21 protein-coding genes are annotated in these 18,297 nt (G+C 37.9%); all 21 read right to left on the bottom strand.

Features of this window, described 5'->3' with window-relative positions; all coding sequences use genetic code 11:
• Positions 1 to 9: 9 nt before the first annotated feature.
• Positions 10 to 1,002, bottom strand: coding sequence for a Gfo/Idh/MocA family protein (locus G7Y65_RS06555; protein WP_042492801.1), 993 nt, complete (start codon positions 1,000 to 1,002; stop codon positions 10 to 12).
• A gap of 118 nt (positions 1,003 to 1,120) precedes the next feature.
• Positions 1,121 to 1,669, bottom strand: a complete 549-nt coding sequence (locus tag G7Y65_RS06550; RefSeq protein ID WP_042492799.1) for a cysteine hydrolase family protein — start codon at positions 1,667 to 1,669, stop codon at positions 1,121 to 1,123.
• Between the two features lie 213 nt (positions 1,670 to 1,882).
• Complete coding sequence (rlmD, locus tag G7Y65_RS06545) at positions 1,883 to 3,253, bottom strand: 23S rRNA (uracil(1939)-C(5))-methyltransferase RlmD (RefSeq protein ID WP_042492798.1); 1,371 nt, start codon at positions 3,251 to 3,253, stop codon at positions 1,883 to 1,885.
• 110 nt (positions 3,254 to 3,363) lie between these two features.
• The gene (gene htpX / locus G7Y65_RS06540; protein WP_042492797.1) at positions 3,364 to 4,251 is read right to left on the bottom strand and encodes a zinc metalloprotease HtpX; all 888 of its coding nucleotides are present in this window, start codon (positions 4,249 to 4,251) and stop codon (positions 3,364 to 3,366) included.
• 14 nt (positions 4,252 to 4,265) lie between these two features.
• Positions 4,266 to 4,835, bottom strand: a complete 570-nt coding sequence (locus G7Y65_RS06535; protein ID WP_042492795.1) for a LemA family protein — start codon at positions 4,833 to 4,835, stop codon at positions 4,266 to 4,268.
• Between the two features lie 142 nt (positions 4,836 to 4,977).
• On the bottom strand, positions 4,978 to 6,702 hold the full coding sequence (locus tag G7Y65_RS06530; protein WP_042492794.1) for a phospho-sugar mutase: 1,725 nt from the start codon (positions 6,700 to 6,702) through the stop codon (positions 4,978 to 4,980).
• A 101-nt stretch (positions 6,703 to 6,803) separates the two neighbouring features.
• Positions 6,804 to 7,487, bottom strand: a complete 684-nt coding sequence (rpiA, locus tag G7Y65_RS06525; RefSeq protein ID WP_042492793.1) for a ribose-5-phosphate isomerase RpiA — start codon at positions 7,485 to 7,487, stop codon at positions 6,804 to 6,806.
• A 184-nt stretch (positions 7,488 to 7,671) separates the two neighbouring features.
• Positions 7,672 to 8,457, bottom strand: a complete 786-nt coding sequence (gene accA / locus G7Y65_RS09455) for an acetyl-CoA carboxylase carboxyltransferase subunit alpha (protein WP_042492791.1) — start codon at positions 8,455 to 8,457, stop codon at positions 7,672 to 7,674.
• Positions 8,458 to 8,459: 2 nt separating this feature from the next.
• Complete coding sequence (accD, locus tag G7Y65_RS09450; RefSeq protein WP_042492790.1) at positions 8,460 to 9,305, bottom strand: acetyl-CoA carboxylase, carboxyltransferase subunit beta; 846 nt, start codon at positions 9,303 to 9,305, stop codon at positions 8,460 to 8,462.
• Positions 9,306 to 9,315: 10 nt separating this feature from the next.
• A complete protein-coding gene (gene accC / locus G7Y65_RS06510) occupies positions 9,316 to 10,692 on the bottom strand; it encodes an acetyl-CoA carboxylase biotin carboxylase subunit (protein WP_165314742.1) in 1,377 nt (458 codons plus the stop codon).
• 1 nt (position 10,693) lies between these two features.
• Positions 10,694 to 11,125, bottom strand: a complete 432-nt coding sequence (gene fabZ, locus G7Y65_RS06505; protein WP_042492788.1) for a 3-hydroxyacyl-ACP dehydratase FabZ — start codon at positions 11,123 to 11,125, stop codon at positions 10,694 to 10,696.
• Between the two features lie 12 nt (positions 11,126 to 11,137).
• Positions 11,138 to 11,602: an acetyl-CoA carboxylase biotin carboxyl carrier protein gene (locus tag G7Y65_RS06500; RefSeq protein WP_042492787.1), complete on the bottom strand. Its 465-nt coding sequence runs from the start codon at positions 11,600 to 11,602 to the stop codon at positions 11,138 to 11,140.
• The gene (gene fabF, locus G7Y65_RS06495; RefSeq protein WP_042492786.1) at positions 11,602 to 12,837 is read right to left on the bottom strand and encodes a beta-ketoacyl-ACP synthase II; all 1,236 of its coding nucleotides are present in this window, start codon (positions 12,835 to 12,837) and stop codon (positions 11,602 to 11,604) included. Before fabF ends, G7Y65_RS06500 begins: the two co-directional genes overlap by 1 nt.
• Before the next feature lie 90 nt (positions 12,838 to 12,927).
• On the bottom strand, positions 12,928 to 13,650 hold the full coding sequence (locus G7Y65_RS06490; protein ID WP_042492785.1) for a 3-oxoacyl-ACP reductase family protein: 723 nt from the start codon (positions 13,648 to 13,650) through the stop codon (positions 12,928 to 12,930).
• An 11-nt stretch (positions 13,651 to 13,661) separates the two neighbouring features.
• Positions 13,662 to 14,594 (bottom strand): ACP S-malonyltransferase, encoded by a 933-nt coding sequence (locus G7Y65_RS06485; protein ID WP_042492784.1) that lies wholly within the window; start codon positions 14,592 to 14,594, stop codon positions 13,662 to 13,664.
• Between the two features lie 16 nt (positions 14,595 to 14,610).
• Positions 14,611 to 15,558 (bottom strand): DUF561 domain-containing protein, encoded by a 948-nt coding sequence (locus G7Y65_RS06480; protein ID WP_042492783.1) that lies wholly within the window; start codon positions 15,556 to 15,558, stop codon positions 14,611 to 14,613.
• Between the two features lie 30 nt (positions 15,559 to 15,588).
• The gene (locus G7Y65_RS06475) at positions 15,589 to 15,828 is read right to left on the bottom strand and encodes an acyl carrier protein (protein WP_042492782.1); all 240 of its coding nucleotides are present in this window, start codon (positions 15,826 to 15,828) and stop codon (positions 15,589 to 15,591) included.
• Positions 15,829 to 15,871: 43 nt separating this feature from the next.
• Positions 15,872 to 16,843: a beta-ketoacyl-ACP synthase III gene (locus G7Y65_RS06470; RefSeq protein WP_042492781.1), complete on the bottom strand. Its 972-nt coding sequence runs from the start codon at positions 16,841 to 16,843 to the stop codon at positions 15,872 to 15,874.
• 11 nt (positions 16,844 to 16,854) lie between these two features.
• Positions 16,855 to 17,313, bottom strand: a complete 459-nt coding sequence (locus tag G7Y65_RS06465) for a MarR family winged helix-turn-helix transcriptional regulator (protein ID WP_042492780.1) — start codon at positions 17,311 to 17,313, stop codon at positions 16,855 to 16,857.
• A 2-nt stretch (positions 17,314 to 17,315) separates the two neighbouring features.
• Positions 17,316 to 17,777, bottom strand: a complete 462-nt coding sequence (gene fabZ, locus G7Y65_RS06460; protein WP_042492779.1) for a 3-hydroxyacyl-ACP dehydratase FabZ — start codon at positions 17,775 to 17,777, stop codon at positions 17,316 to 17,318.
• Between the two features lie 230 nt (positions 17,778 to 18,007).
• Complete coding sequence (locus G7Y65_RS06455) at positions 18,008 to 18,247, bottom strand: CsbD family protein (RefSeq protein ID WP_042492778.1); 240 nt, start codon at positions 18,245 to 18,247, stop codon at positions 18,008 to 18,010.
• Positions 18,248 to 18,297 lie beyond the last annotated feature (50 nt).

Raw genomic sequence — 18,297 nt, 5'->3', positions numbered from 1 at the left:
TAACCAGTGCTACTTGTCTGCAGGAAATACAATACCTGCATCTTGTCGTAAGTCAAATAGTACTTGGTTAACAGTTTGACTTAGTGTCAATAATGTTTCGTATGCTTCCTTAGTTTCTGTTTTATTAGTCATCATATTAGCAAACAGCTCTGCTTCGGCAATCATTGGATTAACCGCAGGTGCTTGACTTAATTCATGGGCGACCTTATCTGCATCATAATAAGTAATATCTAATACTTCTGCAATATCACCAATCACTAATGTATCACGTAACCCTAAAATTTCTGAATTTAAATGACTGTTAGATCCTTTACCAAATTGTACTGTAACATCAAAATCTTGGTAACGTAAGATTGCTATCCCACGACCATCGGCACCATTGCGTAATGGCGTTGCAAAATAATGACTTGATTGCGGCTTTCCAAACAATTTAATTGTTGCGTAAATTGGATAGATTCCTAAATCAGTTAAAGCACCTGCACTAAATTGGCGACTCAAAACATTCGGTTCATCACCTGCTAAATATTCGTCAAAACGTGATGAATATTTTTCATAAACAAAAGTCGCCCCTGAAATTTTTGTCATTTTGGCAACTTGCTCTTCAATAATTTTAAAATTAGGTTGTTGAATATGACGTGCTGCTTCAAACAGGCGTACATTTTCATGTTCTGAAAGTAATTGCATAATTTGTGCATATTCACTCGGATTTGAAAATGCTGATTTTTCTACAATTACGTGAAGATCATGCATAATAGCTGTCTTAACTTGTTCAAAGTGAACACTGTTTGGTGATGCAATGTAAACAACATCAATACCACTATTATAAAAAGTTCCTAAGTCAGTATAAACAGCGTCAACATTAAAATCTTGACCAAATTTTTGACCAGTCGATTCGTGACGAGAATAAATAGCTGTTAATTCATATTGACCTGACTCATTAGCTGCTTCAACGAATTGCTTAGTAATCCAGTTTGTTCCAATGATTCCCAGTTTGTATGTCATAATACATCTCCTTTTAATCCGTTCTGTACGATTAGCCACTGTTTATTATACCATTTACAACAGTGAAAAAAGTTGCCTTAAACCATATAAACGATAAAACGCAACTATTTTTCATTATTTAAATAACGTTAATACCCAAACTATTCTTAAAATGCTCTAACGCCCATTCTTGGCCATGTTCAGTAAAAGTGGCTACCCCATCTTTTAAAACGGTTAATTGATAATTTAAATTGTATCCATAAATAGCTGTATGTAAAACACATATGTCCGTACATACTCCTACCAAGCATAAATCATTAATTTGTCGTTCTCGTAAAAAATTATCTAGGTTTGTATTCTGAAACGCCGAATACCGATTTTTGTCAAAACGATAGACTTTTTCATGATGTTGATTAGCTAGATACCACGATTGTAATTGTCCATAATATTGCTGGCCCCACGTCCCAATAATATTATGTGGCGGAAACATTTTGTACTCAGGATGATAAATATCGTTTTCAAAATGTGTGTCTGTTGGCAAAATAACATAATCGTCATTATCTAAAAATTTTTGTGCTTGTTCCACAATATATGATTCCAATGCTTGTCCTGATTTACCACAAGTTAGTGTTCCTTCATCAGCAACAAAATCGTTTGTATAATCAATAATTAGCAGTGCTTTTGTCATGTCTTGTCACCCCCATACATTGATTGTATCATGCTTTTAGGGAGAAAAATACTTTCGTTGTCACTACAAATAGCATTAAAATAGGCCGTCAAGCTGCCACCATTTGAAATGGTGGCAGCTTGACGGCCTTCAATATTTTAAAGATTAGTATCTACTACCATAACCAAGATAAAGTATGGTTATGGTAATTTTATCCTATCTCTAACCATACAATTAATCTTTACGCTCAAGTACAGTAACTGATTCAATATGTGTTGTTTGTGGGAATTGATCAACAGGTTGTACATCGCCCTTAATTGCATAACCATTTTCTTCAAATTGCACAATGTCACGTACTAATGTTGCTGGGTTACAACTAATGTAGACAATCTTCTTTGGTGCCATTTTTGCAGCAGCATCAATTAATTCAGGTGTTAATCCTTTACGTGGCGGATCAACGAAGATCACATCCGGTTGCAAACCATCTTGTTGCCAAGCAACCATCTTTTCTTCAGCCTTACCTAGCTCAAATTTAACATTATGCACATTGTTCAAATCTGCATTACGCTTAGCATCATCAATCGCAGCAGGGACAACTTCAACCCCTAGAACTGACTTAACCTTATCAGCAATCGTCAATGAAATTGTTCCAATACCCGAATAGGCATCAATAACGGTTTCATCACCAGTTAATTCAGCTTTATCAGCTGCTAACTTGTACAAAACTTCTGTTGTTTGTGGATTAACTTGATAGAATGAATTTGGACCAATAGCAAATGTCTTATCAAACAAAGTATCTTTGATGACCTTGTTTCCCCATAGGACGTGGTTAACATCCCCTAAAATAACATTTGTTTTATCTTGATTAACATTTTGAATAATTGACGTTACTTCAGGTAATGCATTCTTGATCTCTGGAATAATAATATTAGCACCTGGAATACGCTTTGAACGAGTTACCAAGACAACCATCATTTCGTGTGAATAGTAACCACGACGAACCATAATATTACGAATAACACCTTTATGATGAACCTCATCATAAGCAGCCACGTGGAACTTACGCAAGATATCACGAATAATCACAATAGCCTTATCAATTTCTGGATCTTGAATATAGAAATCTTCAATAGGCATCAAACGATGTGAGCCACGACGGAAAAATCCGGTCGTTAATTGACCCTTAATTTCACGTGCAGGAATTTGCGCCTTATTACGATAACCGGTTGGATTTTCCATACCAATTGTTGGTGCAACATTCACATCAACGTGTTGTTTACGGAATAATTCACTAATTTGTTGTTGTTTAAATTTTAATTGCGCATCATATTTCAAGTGTGCTAATGGTGCAATCCCTGTTGTTAGGGCTGCACTATTCACATCATTATTACGGTTTGGTGATGCTTCCAGTGTCTTAACAACACGTCCAAAAGCATAATTAGTTGTAACTTTAGTAATACCTACCCGAATTTTTTCTCCAGGTACTGCATTTGTTACGAAGATGGGAAAATCATCAACTTTAACCACACCATTACCTTGATATGTTAAGTCAATAACTTCAGCATCAAATTCTTGATTTTTAACCACTGGGGCTTTCTTCTTCATTACTTTCTCCTTCTTTGGCCTTTGCGACGACCAACAATCATTTTATTGTATCACAGGCGACTACAAACAAAAACACTTAACTACCAATTAATAGCCAAGTGTTTTTAAAACTACATTTTCTTTAATGCCGCAATCCGTTCTGACATTGGTGGATGGGTTGAAAATAAATTCGTTAGTTTTTTTGTTTGCAAGGGATTTGAAATATAAAGCGCTGCACTTTCAGGTGAAACATTTTCATCTGACATAGGTTCACTATTAGAAATCTTATTTAATGCCTGAATTAAACCTTGTGGATTTCGTGTTAATTCGACTGCACCAGCATCTGCTAAAAATTCACGATTTCTAGAAATCGCTAATTGCACCATCGTGGCTGCAATTGGTGCTAAGAATAACACCAAAATCGAAGCAACCATCGCCACAATATTGCCCTCTTTATCATTACTACGACGATTACCACCAAAATACCAAAAATGCGTTCCAAAATTGGCAAGCATGGCAATTGCTGATGTCATCGCCACAGCAATTGTTTGCAATCGAATATCATAATTACGCACGTGTGTCATTTCATGCGCCATAACCCCTTCTAATTCTTCACGAGTTAATGCTGATAAAATACCCGTTGTTGCTGCAACTGCAGCATGTTCTGGATCATTACCTGTCGCAAACGCATTAGGACTTGGATCATCAATAATAAATACTCGTGGCATTGGCACATTGGCAACTAAAGCCATATCTTCAACAATGTGCCATAAATCAGGCGCTTGATCTGAATTGGTAATTTCGTGTGCATGATTCATGCTCATCACAACATCGGTTGACTGACTAAACATATATCCGGCATAAACAACTCCCGTGATGAGTGCAATCACCACGCCAGGAATCCACGCACTTAACAAGTAATACCCTAACGCAGCACCAACAATTCCCATGAACAAAAAGAAACCAACAAATAGCACAATCGTTTTGCGCTTATTCTTTGCAATTTGTTCAAATAACATTGCTCATTACCTCGTTATAGTCCTTTGTCATCAAATGACACATTAACAACTTCACGTTCTTCAGCCGGTGTTTCTAAGAATTCACTTGGCTTAAAGTTGTGTAATTTAGCAATTAAATTTGTTGGGAAAGACTGTAACTTTGTATTGTAGTTTGCTGTAGTTGTATTAAATAATTGACGAGAATAAGCAATCTTATTTTCAGTGTTACTTAATTCTTCCATTAATTTATTATACTGATTAGATGCCTTCAAATCAGGATATGCTTCTGCTACTGCAAAAATTGACTTTAAAGTACTGGTCATTTGATCAGACAAAGCCATCGTCTTTTGGTGATCATCAGTTGGTACTTGTGTGATGGCATTACGTAAATTAACAACCTTTTCTAAAGTACTCTGTTCAAATTTAGCTGACCCTTTTACCGTTTCTACCAAATTAGGAATTAAATCATTACGGCGCTTCAACTGTACATCAATTTGACTCCATGATTCTTGTGTTCGCATACGTGCTTGCACAAGTCCATTGTAGATTCCCACCCACAACAGAATTAAAACTACTACTATACCGAAAATTATCCATCCAATCATCGTTTTCTCCTATCTTGATAAACTAGTTTCAAAACACTACTTTATTTAAATATATTGTACCATGTATAAAAAAGACTTGAAATTTTAAAATTTTTTATTCAAAAAAAGCCGGGCATTTCTGCCTCGACTTCTGCTATTATATTTACTTAACGTATTCTGCAAGAGATGCTTGAATAGCTGCTAATTTTTCGTCAGCAATTGTTTGCGTATCACCTTTAGTCCCAATATATAGCTTAATTTTTGGCTCAGTACCAGAAGGACGAACGGCTACCCATGAACCATCAGCTAGCCAATACTTCAACACATTAGCTTTAGGTAGCGTTAGTGTTGTTTCGATACCTGTTTGTGTATCCGTTTGTACTTGTTGTGTAAAATCAGCGACCTTAATAACCGTAATATCACCCAATGTGACTGGTTGTTCCGAACGGAATTTAGCCATTAAATCAGCAATCTTGTCAGCACCATCAATTCCCTTAAATGTTAACGATTGTGTGTTCTCAACAAAGTAACCATACTCATTAAATAAATCTTGTAAACCATCATACAATGTCTTACCTAGTGATTTATAATAAGCAGCAACTTCTGCCAATAAAACAGTTGCCTGAACCGAATCCTTATCGCGTGCAAACGACTTTACCAAGTAACCATATGACTCTTCAAAGCCAAACAAGAAAGTATGTTCCTGCGTGTCTTCATAAGATTGAATTTGTTCAGCAATATATTTAAAGCCAGTTAACACATTGATTGTTTCAATATTGAAGCTCTTAGCAATATCTGCCGCAAATTCTGAAGATACAATTGACTTTACCAATACCCCATTGGCTGGTAATGTTCCCGCTGACTTCTTAGCTGTTAGTAAGTAATTTAGTAGTAACGCACCAATTTGATTTCCTGTTAATAATTGGTAGTCACCTGAAGGCAAGCGCACTGCAGTTCCCATACGATCAGCATCTGGGTCAACCCCAATGACAACATCAGCTCCTTGTTCTTTAGCCAAGGCAATACCCATAGCTAAAGCAGCCGGATCTTCAGGATTTGGCAAAGCAACTGTTGGGAAATCACCATCTGGCTGTGCTTGTTCTGGAACAATTGTCACATTTTTAAATCCCGCATTTGCTAATGCTTGACCAGCAATTAAAGCACCCGTTCCATGTAATGGTGAATAGACTAATTTCATATCATGACCAACTTCATCAATCAGGTCTTGATTGACTGTCACATTTTTAATTTCAGCCAAATAAGCATCATCAATGTCTTTACCAATTGTCACTAGTAAGCCTGCTTCTGCCAACTCTTCCTGTGACTTAACAGGTACAGCAAACATATCTGCTTGGCGAATAGATGCCGTAATGATATCAGATTCTTTTGGTGGCATTTGACCACCATCTTCACCATAAATTTTGTAACCATTGTATTCTTTTGGATTATGAGATGCCGTAATCATGATACCTGCGTATGCATTAACGTGACGGACCGTAAATGATAATTCAGGTGTTGGTCGTAATGATTCAAAAACATAAGCCTTAATACCATGAGCGCCCAAGACTTTTGCTGATTCAATAGCAAATTCATGTGAAAAATGACGTGAATCATATGAAATTGCAACCCCACGTTGCTTCACATCATCATTCAAAGAATCCATCAATTTAGCAAGACCTTCAGTTGCTTGACGAACCGTATAAATATTCATACGGTTAATACCAGCCCCTAACAAGCCACGCATACCAGCAGTTCCAAATGATAATGGTTGATAAAAAGCATCCTCTGCTTGCGTATCATCATTAGCTAAAGCCATCATCTCAGTTTGCAAATATTCTGGCATATCTGTGTGTTCTGCCCATACTTGATAATTTTCTTGCCAAGTCATTTTAAATGTATCTCCTTTATTTGTTTCACATTCCCCAACATAGCTATGTTTAATTGTACCATAGGATGATTATATTTATTTATTGAACAAAAACGCTTCCCTCATTTTGTGATTATTTTTAGTTGTTCGCCACCAATAATCACTTCATCCACAATATTTAAAAATAACCCATGCTCAACAACCCCAATTGTTTGTTCTAAAAAATAAGCTAAACTTTTAGGATGATCAATTCGTTCTAAAGATAAATCAATAATATAATTATCTACATCCGTTGTTAATCGACTCCCCGCTGCAGTACGCCTAAATGATGGATGCAAATCAGCCTCTGCAAAGCGTTTTAAAAGCTGATGGCTACCATAAGGGACAACTTCAACTGGTAGCGGAAATTGACCAATTACATTATGATATTTAGACTCATCAATAATCCAAATGTTTTTATGTGCATTTAATGCAACAATTTTTTCAAATAATAATGCTGCCCCACCACCCTTGATGCCATTAAAATTTAAATCAACCTCATCAGCACCATCAATTGTTACATCAATATAGGGCACTTCATCTACTGACGACAATTTAATTCCCAAAGATTTTGCCAATGCTGAGGTCTTAGATGATGTTGTCACACCAACAATATTTAAACCTTCAGTATTAATTCGTTTAGCTAACATTTCAATAAAAAAGCGAACCGTTGAACCAGTACCTAACCCAACGACCATATTATCTTCAATTAAGGTAGCCGCATATTCCCCTGCTTGTTTTTTATATAACGTCTGTTTATTTAACATGTCTACGTTCTCCTAATTGTCCCCTGATGCCCTTATTTTAAAGCTAAATGATTTAAAAAGATACAAAATAAGAATAGCAATCTCCACATTTTAAATGGTAGATTAACATCCTTAATATGATTCCCCAAATTTTACTTTTCAAAAAAAAAATGATAGCTAATATCACTATTAGCTATCATTTGATTTAAAATTTTCTAAAACGTGCCCGACGTTGTGCAAGCAATTTTTCAGCCGGCATCTCTGCTAATTTAATGATTTCTTCATCTAATTTAGCCCGAATCAACGAGAACACACGAGCATGTGAACGACTTTCTGGAATGATATATTCAATGACCTGTTTACTTAACAAATCATTAGGTGTCAATCCCATTACTGCAGCCGCTTCATCATGACGCTTAGCATCTTTCCAAAGAATTGAAGCAAACCCTTCTGGTGAAAGAATTGAATACGTTGCATTTTGGAACATCCAAACTTGATCAGTTGTTGCCAATGCTAGTGCACCACCAGAACCACCTTCACCATAAATAATTGCAATCATTGGCACTGGTAACTTTAAGCTTTCAAGAATACTTTGGGCAATTGCATCCCCTTGACCTTGATCTTCAGCTGTTTTACCAGGAAAGGCCCCTGGCGTATTAACAAACGTAATGATTGGACGACCAAATTTAGCCGCCTGCTTCATCAAACGTGTTGCTTTACGATAGCCATAAGGTTCTGGTGACCCATTACGCTTAGCAAGCTTATCATTAATATCCGTTCCTTTATCAATTGCAATAACAGTAACTGGTCGTCCGTTTAAGTTAGCCAGCCCGCCAATGATACTTTCATCATCACCAGCATAGCGATCACCATGTAATTCAAAGAAATCGGTAAAAATACCATCAATAATTTCACGTGCCATAAACCGATCTTCACGTGAACGCTTGACAATTTGTACAGGGGTTAACTCACGTCTAAATAAATTTACCATGACTAACGACCTCCCTGTGGTTTATGAAATTTAACAAGTTGTGATAAAACGTGTGTTAAATCTTTACGTTGCACAACGGCATCAATAAACCCATTTTCTAATACTGTTTCAGCACGTTGAAAATCTTTTGGTACCTTCTCATGAATTGTTTGCTCAATAACTCGTTTACCTGCAAAGCCAACCAACGCATGCGGTTCTGCCAATGTCACATCTCCTTGCATTGCAAAAGATGCTGTCACACCACCAGTAGTTGGGTCAGTCAAAACGACAAAGTATGGTAAATTAGCTTCTTGATGCGCTGCAACAGCGGCTGAAACTTTTGCCATTTGCATTAATGAGTTAATACCCTCTTGCATACGAGCACCACCTGAAGCTGCAAATAGTACAACTGGCAATTTTTGCTTAGTAGCCGTTTCAAACAAACGTGTTATCTTTTCACCAGTAACGGTTCCTAAAGATCCCATCATAAAATAAGAATCCATAATGCCTAGTGCAACAGTTTGATCGTCTAACACTGCTTTTCCTGTCAAAACAGACTCTTTCAAATCAGTTTGTGCCTTAGCACGTGCTAATTTATCAGCATAACCTGGAAAATCAGGATCAGCCAATGTTAAATCAGCATCCCATTCTTTAAAATCATCAGTCATTAAGTTAACACGTTCATATGCTTGCAAACGGAACCCATAACCACAATTAGGACAAACACGTTCTTTTCCTAATTGCTTAGAATATAATTGTTCACCACAATAAGGACATGCTAAAAACAAACCATCAGGTATTTGTGCATCAACATGCGCATCTTTTTTGATTTTAGGTAGTTTGACATTCGCTTGATTAAATAAATCCATCTCTTGCCTCCTACTTGTCAGCTGTTAATGTCTTTTGCCATGCTGGTAAAAACTCTTGTTCTAGATATTGCGTTGTAAATAGGCCTTCAGCAACCCCTGCATCGTTTAGCAAAGCTTCTTGGAAATCAGCATTGGTGTTAATGCCATCAATAACCATTTCATTCAAAACACGCTTCATCTTAACGACGGCTTCCTCACGAGTTGCACCATGAACTAATAATTTTCCAATCATTGAATCATAGAACGGTTGCACGATATCACCTGAATAAACAGCTGAATCAATGCGAATACCTGGACCCCCGGTTGGCAAAAATACAAAGCTTAATTTACCGGCACTTGGCGCAAAGTTACGCTCAGGTTGCTCAGCATTTAAACGCACTTCAATCGCATGACCGTTAACCTTAATATCAGCTTGTTGCATCGCCAATGGTTCACCAGCTGCCACTTGAATTTGCATCTTAATTAAATCAACATCTGTTACCATCTCTGTAACTGGGTGTTCAACTTGGATACGTGTATTCATTTCCATAAAGTAGAAATTACCATCGTGATCTTCCAAAAATTCAAGGGTTCCAGTATTTTCATAATCCAAAGCATCAACCGCACGCGTCGCAATGCCACCTAATTCATCACGCATAGCTTGGGTAACACCAACAGCTGGACTTTCTTCCATTACCTTTTGGTTATTACGTTGCAAGGAACAATTACGTTCTGGGAAATACAAGACTTGTCCTTGTTGATCACGAATGACTTGCATTTCAATATGACGCACATTTGTCATGACTTTTTCAACATACATGTGGCCATCACCAAAAGCTGCTTTGGCTTCATGTTGCGCATCATCAAATTTATCAGCTAATTCATCTTCAGCATAAACAAAGCGCATCCCTTTACCGCCACCACCAGCAGCAGCTTTTAGTAACAAAGGATATCCAATGCGTTCGGCAATTTTTTGAGCTTCACCAGCATTATGAATAAACCCTTCAGAACCAGGGATAACTGGTACACCAGCCGCACGCATAGACTCACGCGCGTTCGCTTTGTTACCCATTAACTCCAAAACTTTCGGACTTGGACCAATCCATTTAATACCGACTGCTCCAACCATCTCGGCAAAAGCTTCATTTTCTGATAAGAAACCATAACCCGGATGGATTGCTTCGGCACCAGTCAAAAGCGCTGCACTTAAAATATTTTTCATATTTAAGTAACTGTCTTTTGATCTAGGACCACCTACAGCAATTGCTTCATCAGCTAGTCGCACATGTAGGCTATCCGCATCAGCTGAAGAGTAAATAGCAACAGACTTGATGCCCATTTCTTTCAGCGTTCGAATAATACGAACCGCGATTTCACCACGATTTGCCACTAAAACTTTTTTGAACATATTAATCTCCAACTATAAACGTTAAGTCGGCTGTCGTAACACGTTTGCCATTGACATAAGCCGTTCCTTTACCTTCGCCAATTGGGCCACGCAAACGTGTAATTTTCACTTCCAAACGTACTTGATCGCCAGGCCGAACCATCTTACGAAAACGTGCTTTCTTAATACCACCAAAATAGGCAGTTTTCCCTTTATATTCAGGCATTGAAAGTAAAGCCACGGCACCAGTTTGTGCTAAAGCCTCAATTGTTAAATTACCAGGGAATGTTGGGTCACCAGGGAAATGTCCTTGAAAAATTTCTTCATTAATAGAAACATTTTTGATAGCGACTGCACTTTCACCGGGAACTAATTCCTCTACAGTATCCAACATTAACATTGGGTAACGATGAGGTAAAATTTCTTGAATTTGTTGTGTATTTAATACTGACATTTCAAGGTCTCCTTATGCATCAGGCTGGATACGGAACAAAGCATGTCCATAATCCACGACATCTTCTTCTTCAACCAAGATTTCCTTAATTGTTCCTGCCACTTCACTTTTAACCGGCGTCATTAACTTCATTGCTTCAATAATTGCAACTTGTTCACCGATATTAACGTGATCCCCAACTTCCTTAAACGCAGCAGCATCTGGCTTAGGCTTTAAGTAAACCGTTCCAACCAATGCGGCTTCAATCAAAACACTGTTATCAGTCCCTAAATCGGCTGTTCCTTCAGTTGATTTTGATTCTGCCACAACTGCTGGTTGTGGTGCAACAGTTGGTTGCATGGTTCCCACAACTGGTTGTGACATTTCATTCTTACTTAAATGCAAATTAAAATCTTCAGCTTGTAGTGAAAATTCACGTAATGAACTATTCTCTAAATCTTGCATCAAAGTACGAATTTCATCTAATTGCAAACCCATTACTTTTCGCTCCACTTCTTAAAAATAACAACTGCATTATGACCACCAAAGCCATAGTTAGCTGACAGTACATACTTTGGTGCAACATACTTGTTTTCGTCATTAACAAGTGTCACACCCATCGTTTCTGGGTCTTGTTCAGTTAAGCCAACGTTAACTGGTAACTGTTCACGAACAATGGCACCAATAGCAGCAATTGCTTCAATCGCACCAGCTGCTCCTAGTAAATGACCAGTCATTCCCTTAGTTGATGAAACCAAAACGCCGTTTTTACCAAAAACTAATTCCATTGCTTTTGATTCGGCAGCATCATTAGCACCAGTAGCAGTTCCATGAGCATTAACATAATCAATATCACTTGCTTGAATACCAGCATCTGCTAATGCCAATTTAACTGAGCCGGCAGGTCCAGATCCATCAGGTGTAGGACTTGTTAAATGATAAGCGTCAGAATTTGAACCATAACCAACTACTTCAGCAATAATTTGTGCACCGCGTGCTTGGGCATGCTCCAATGATTCTAAAATAAGAACCCCTGAACCTTCACCCATAACGAAACCATGACGGTTAACATCAAATGGTGTTGACGCCTTTAATGGATCTGGTTCGTTTGAAAGTGCTGTTAGCGCAGCGAATCCTGAAATTCCCATTTCATTAACAGAAGCTTCAGCACCACCAGTAATCATCACGTCCATCTTACCTGATTGAATTCGCCAAAAAGCTTCACCAATCGCATTAGTAGCACTTGCGCAGGCAGTTGAAACGGTATAATTAATTCCTTGTGCATTGTAACGCATTGAAACATTACCTGAAACCATATTTGGAATAGCATTAGGTACGAACATTGGACTAACACGTTTTGGTCCTTTGTCATGCATCTTAATAACTTGTTGTTCAATGGTTGTTAAACCACCAATTCCTGTTCCCATAATCACACCGAAACGGGCAGGATCATCAACACCATCTGCTAATCCAGCTTGTTCAAGCGCCTCACCAGCAGCATGAACAGCATATTGTGAAAACAAATCCATTTTACGTGATTCACGCTTACCAACACGGGCAGATGGATCAAAATCTTTCACTTCACCAGCTACAGTAATCCCCGTTTCAGTTGCATCGAATTTTGTAATTGGTGCAATACCAACTTCACTGTTAAAAATACCATTCCAAAAATCTTCAGTACTATTTCCAACAGGGGTAACAGCCCCTAAACCTGTAATAACAACTCGAGTCATCTTGTTCTCCTTTATTTGTTAGCATCGCCATACGTATGAAAAAAGTAAGTAAAAATATAAAATAAGTGCAAAACATACGTATAAGTCGCTTTAAATATATAAACCACCATCAACCGTAATTGTTTGGCCGGTGATGTAATCGTTTTGAGCCAAGAAAACAGCTGTATTTGCAATTTCAGTTGCTTCACCAAAACGTTTCAATGGCACTGCCTCCAACACTTGATTTTTCACTTTATCAGATAAAGCATCAGTCATGTCAGAAACAATCATCCCTGGTGCAATCGCATTAACACGAATACCACGCATTGCACCTTCCTTAGCCAATGTTTTTGTTAATCCAATAATACCAGCCTTTGAAGCAGCGTAATTAACTTGACCAACATTTCCCATTAAGCCAACAACAGACGCAATATTAATAATTTGACCAGTTCGTGCACGAAGCATCTTTTTGAATACTGGTTGCGTTACATTAAACGTACCATTTAAATTCGTATTAACAACTTGTGCAAAATCGGCTGGTTTCATTCCCATGGCTAATTTATCATTAACAATTCCTGCATTATTAACTAAAATATCAATGTTTTTAATTTCAGCAAATAACCCATCCAATGCTTTTTGAACGCTGGCATCATCTGCAATATCTGCTGTAATTGCCATTGTATTATCGCTAAATTCAGCTAAAACTTCAGCCTTTGGCGCTGAGCGTCCATGCAAAATAACATTTGCACCAGCTGCATCAAAAGCATGCGCAATTGCCAAACCAATACCACGAGTAGAACCCGTTACTAATACTGTTTTTCCTTCGAGATTCATTACTGCGTCTCCTATTCTGTTGCTGCTAGCATTTCGCGTACTTCCTGATACGTTTTAAAGTCAGTTACTTTGTAACGCTTAACATCCTTACCAACAATTTTTCGAGCAAATTTATATAATGTATCGCTTGGTCCAAATTCAATCAAAGTATCAATACCGTCATCCACCATCGCTTGCAATGCTTGTGCAAAATAAGTTGGTGAAACAATTTGTTCTAATAAAGTTTCTTTAACGTCTGTAAACTTTTGACCTGTTGTATTTGAATAAACATCAAATGCCATTGGTGCAAATTGTTCATCTGCCAAGCGTTCCGTCAACTGCTTAGCAGCTGGATCCATCAATGGTGTATGAAACGGTCCAGAGACTGGTAATTCAACCATCCGCGCAACACCTGCTTCAGTCAAAGCTTGCATCGCTTGATTGACATCATCTGCAACACCACCAATAACTAATTGATTAAAAGTGTTGTAGTTAGCTGGGTAGACTTTTTTACCAGCTGCTTGCAAAGTTTTGATTGTATCAACCACAAGGTCTTGATCATCAGTCATAACGGCAACCATTTTACCTGGATTTTCTTCACCAGCTGTTTGCATATATGCACCACGATCTTTAATAATTGCCATTGCTTGGTCAAAGTCTAAAACATTTGCTGCTACTAACGCACTATACTCACCCAAACTTAGGCCAAGTGTTGCCTGAGGTGTTGGCATAACATCAGCTAGTGACCGATAAATTGCCGTACTCATTGCTAGGATAGCTGGCTGTGTATACTGTGTTTGCTTAACATTTTCCTCATCATTAACAATGGTAGACATAATGTCATAACCCAACACCTTGCTGGCTTCATCAATGGTTTCTTTATAAACAGGTACTTGCTCGTATAAATCAGCACCCATGCCAACCTTTTGAGCTCCTTGCCCGCTCATTAAAATTCCAAGTTTCATATGTCCTCCAAAAAAGTTAATTCAAAAGGTCTTCTGCTTGTGACCAAGTGTCTTCTAAGATATCAGCAACTGGTTTTAATTCAGTAATTAAACCTGATATTTGCCCAGCCATAAAGGCACCTGTTGTCTTATCACCATCAACAACGGCACGACGTAATGATCCATTCTCTAGATCTTCAATCGCATCATCATCTGGTTTAGGCTTTTGAATTTCAATACGTTCTTGTTTAACAAAGTTTTTTGACATCTTTGTCTTCAAGACACGTGCACGATTACCCATGATTTCACCAGTAATCAACGTATCAATATCTTTCGCCTTAACAACAGCGTTTTTAAAGTTATCGTGAACTTCTGATTCTTCAGATGCCAAAAAACGTGTCCCCATTTGGACACCTGAAGCACCTAGCATAAAGGCAGCAGCAACACCACGACCATCACCAATACCACCAGCAGCAATAACCGGAATATCTACTGCATCAACTACTTGGGGTACTAAGGTCATCGTTGTTAGACTACCAATATGTCCACCAGATTCCATACCTTCTGCTACAACAGCATCAACACCTTTTTTCTCCATCATTTTGGCTAAACCAACTGATGGAATAACTGGAATAACAAAAATGTCATGACTGTGTAACTCTTCAATAAATGGCGATGGATCACCAGCACCAGTTGCAACGACCTTAACACCTTCTTCGATAATGACATCAAATACTTCACGAATGTGTCGTGATAATAGCATGACATTAACCCCGAAAGGCTTATCCGTTACTTCTCGTGCACGGTGGATTTCTTCACGAACTTTATCAGCTTTCCAATATCCTGTACCGATAATGCCTAATCCACCAGCTTCTGAAACGGATCCAGCCAAGTGACCCGTACCAGCCCAAGCCATTCCACCTTGAATAATTGGATACTTCATGCCCAACTTCTCAAAAAGTGGGTTTTTTAGCTCAAAGCTCATAATATCGTCCCTTCTAACTAACAGTGTTGCTTATGCGTTTACTTGTTCTGCTACCTTGTTAACCAAGTCTTGAACAGTTTGAACTTCTTCTGCAACAGCTAGCTTAATATCAAATTCATCTTCAACACGGTTCAAAACTTCAAACAAGTCTAATGAATCAGCATCAATATCTTCGCTCATGTTAGTTGTTAGTTTAACTTCGTCTTCTTCCAAATCAAATTGGTCAACCAAGATTTCGCTTACTTTGTTAAAAATTTCTGTTTCAGTCATGTTATTTTCCTCTTTTTCTGTTATTAATTCGTTTTATTATAAATTATAGTTGGATGATTAATGCACCAGCAGTTAAACCACCACCGAAGCCAGCGAGAGCGATTTTTTGTCCATCATGAACGACGCCTTCAATACGTAATTCATCTAACAAAATACCGATGCTTGCTGCACTGGTGTTACCATAGTTCGCAACATTAATCGGAAACTTTTCGATTGGTTGCCCAAATCGTTTTGCAATACTAGCAATAATGCGAGCATTTGCTTGATGTAATAAATACACATCAATGCTATCAGCTGTTAAATTGGCTTTGTCTAAGGCCTCAGATAGAACTACTGGTACTTGGCGTGTCGCAAAGTTATAGACCTCACGTCCATTCATATGGAAGTAAGGATCTGCTTGTGATAACTCACCAGTAAAATAATTACTATTGCGTTGATGACCGGCTGTTAAAAATTCTGATTGCTCACCATATGTCTTTAACGATTCGGCCAACAGCCCAACTTGAGCTGACGTTTTTTCTAACAAAACACCGGCCGCCCCATCACCAAATAACACTGCTGTTGATCGATCCTGCCAATCAACTAACTTACTAAGCACCTCAGCACCAATCACTAGACCACGGTGATACTTAGTGGCTAACAAAGCACTCGCCATACTGATTGTATAAACAAAACCAGAACATGCGGCAGATAAATCCCAAGCAAAAGCATTATTTGCTCTGATATTTCCCTGTACTTGTTGCGCAACACTTGGTGTCAAATTATCTGGTGACATGGTACCGACAATAATAAAATCAAGTTGGTCCGCCGTTATACCCGATTTTGCTAATAATTTATTTGCAACACTGGTTGCTAAATCACTTGTATTTTCATCGTTAACAACATGTCGTTGATGAATTCCTGTCCGCGGATAAATCCAATCATCAGATGTATCCATAAACGTTGCTAATTCATCATTTGTTACGACTCGCTGCGGTACTACGTGGGCAGACTCAACAATTGTAAATTGTTCCATATCGTCCTCAATTAAAACTGTATTAGCTCATGAAGATATTCTTGTAAGTCTTCGATAGCTTCTTCGACTACCGGTGCCTTACTTTTTTCTAATGAATCAAACAACGAATGTGTCATGCCACGATGAAACGCCTCATGAGCTCGAAATACGGTACGACCTTTATGCGTCAACCCAATTCGAACCACGCGACGATCCTTTGTATCACGATTACGAACGACATAACCTTTTTTTTCAAGTTTATCAATCACGCTCGTCATGGCACTTGGTGTCAAATGCATCATTTGTGCTAATTGAGAAGCTGTGCGTGTGTCATACATAGTAATCGCTGCAATCGTGTGCATATCTTTAATAGAAATATCTTTAAATCGTGATTTACGCAGAGAAGCTTCCTCAATCCACATCACATTATTAAATACATCTACTAATGTCTCATTCATTTTTTCAAAAGAACGCTCTTCATGTGCACTCATACTTATTTCTCCGCGCTATTAGCTGTTTTTTCTTCAGGTGAAACGACAAACATAAGTTCAGCACTTGTAGCCAACTGATCATCAACCGTTGCCTTTACTTTTACCGTTCCCATATTTTCACGTAAGTTACCAAACTCAACATGTAACTTTAAAACATCACCTGGTCGAACCATATGTTTAAATTTAGCATTGTCAATTCCCGTCATATAAGCTGTTTTACCAACAAATTGTGGAGATGACAAAATTAAAATTGAAGCGGCTTGTGCCAATGATTCAATAATCAAAACACCTGGCATTACAGGATTCCCTGGAAAATGTCCTTGGAAAAACTGTTCATTGATCGTAACATTCTTAGTTGCAACCAATGACTCACCAGGAGTCATTTCATCCACATAATCCATATATAAAATAGGATAGCGATTAGGAATTAAATCCATGATTTCTGTCGTAGATAGAACTGCCACAGTTATTCTCCTTCCAAAATTTATTTCGAACATCGAAATATTCGATATTCAAATCTTATTTCTTTTTAGCTAAAATGTCAACTTATTAGACACCCTTATGTTTTTTATTCAATAAATATGCGTAATATTAGCTATTTTGTAAGTTATTTACTTGTTCTGAATTTAGACAGTTGAATAAAAAAATAGCAGATTACCAAGGGCTTGGTAATCTGCTATTTTAAAATTTTCTATTACTTATCAAACTTAGACTTCAAATTGTCAATTGCATCTTCAGTCTTGTCCTTCAAGTCTTCAGCAGCATCTTCAACTTTATCCTTAGCGTCACCAAAGGCACCACGCGCCTTACCAGCTAAGCCTTGTGCCTTACCCTTAGTCTCAAGCTCTTCATTATCTGTTGCAGCACCAGCAACTTCTTTAACCTTACCTGAAGTTTCGTCTACTTTACCTTTTAAGTCATCTTCAATTGCCATAGTTAAATTTCCCCCTATCAATAGTAGCTTTATGATAACTAATATTAATT

The organism is Weissella sagaensis (assembly GCF_010306265.1).
Lineage (GTDB): Bacteria > Bacillota > Bacilli > Lactobacillales > Lactobacillaceae > Weissella > Weissella sagaensis.
The sequence above is the reverse complement of the archived record's forward strand: the minus strand, read 5'-3'. Positions and strand labels throughout refer to the sequence as shown.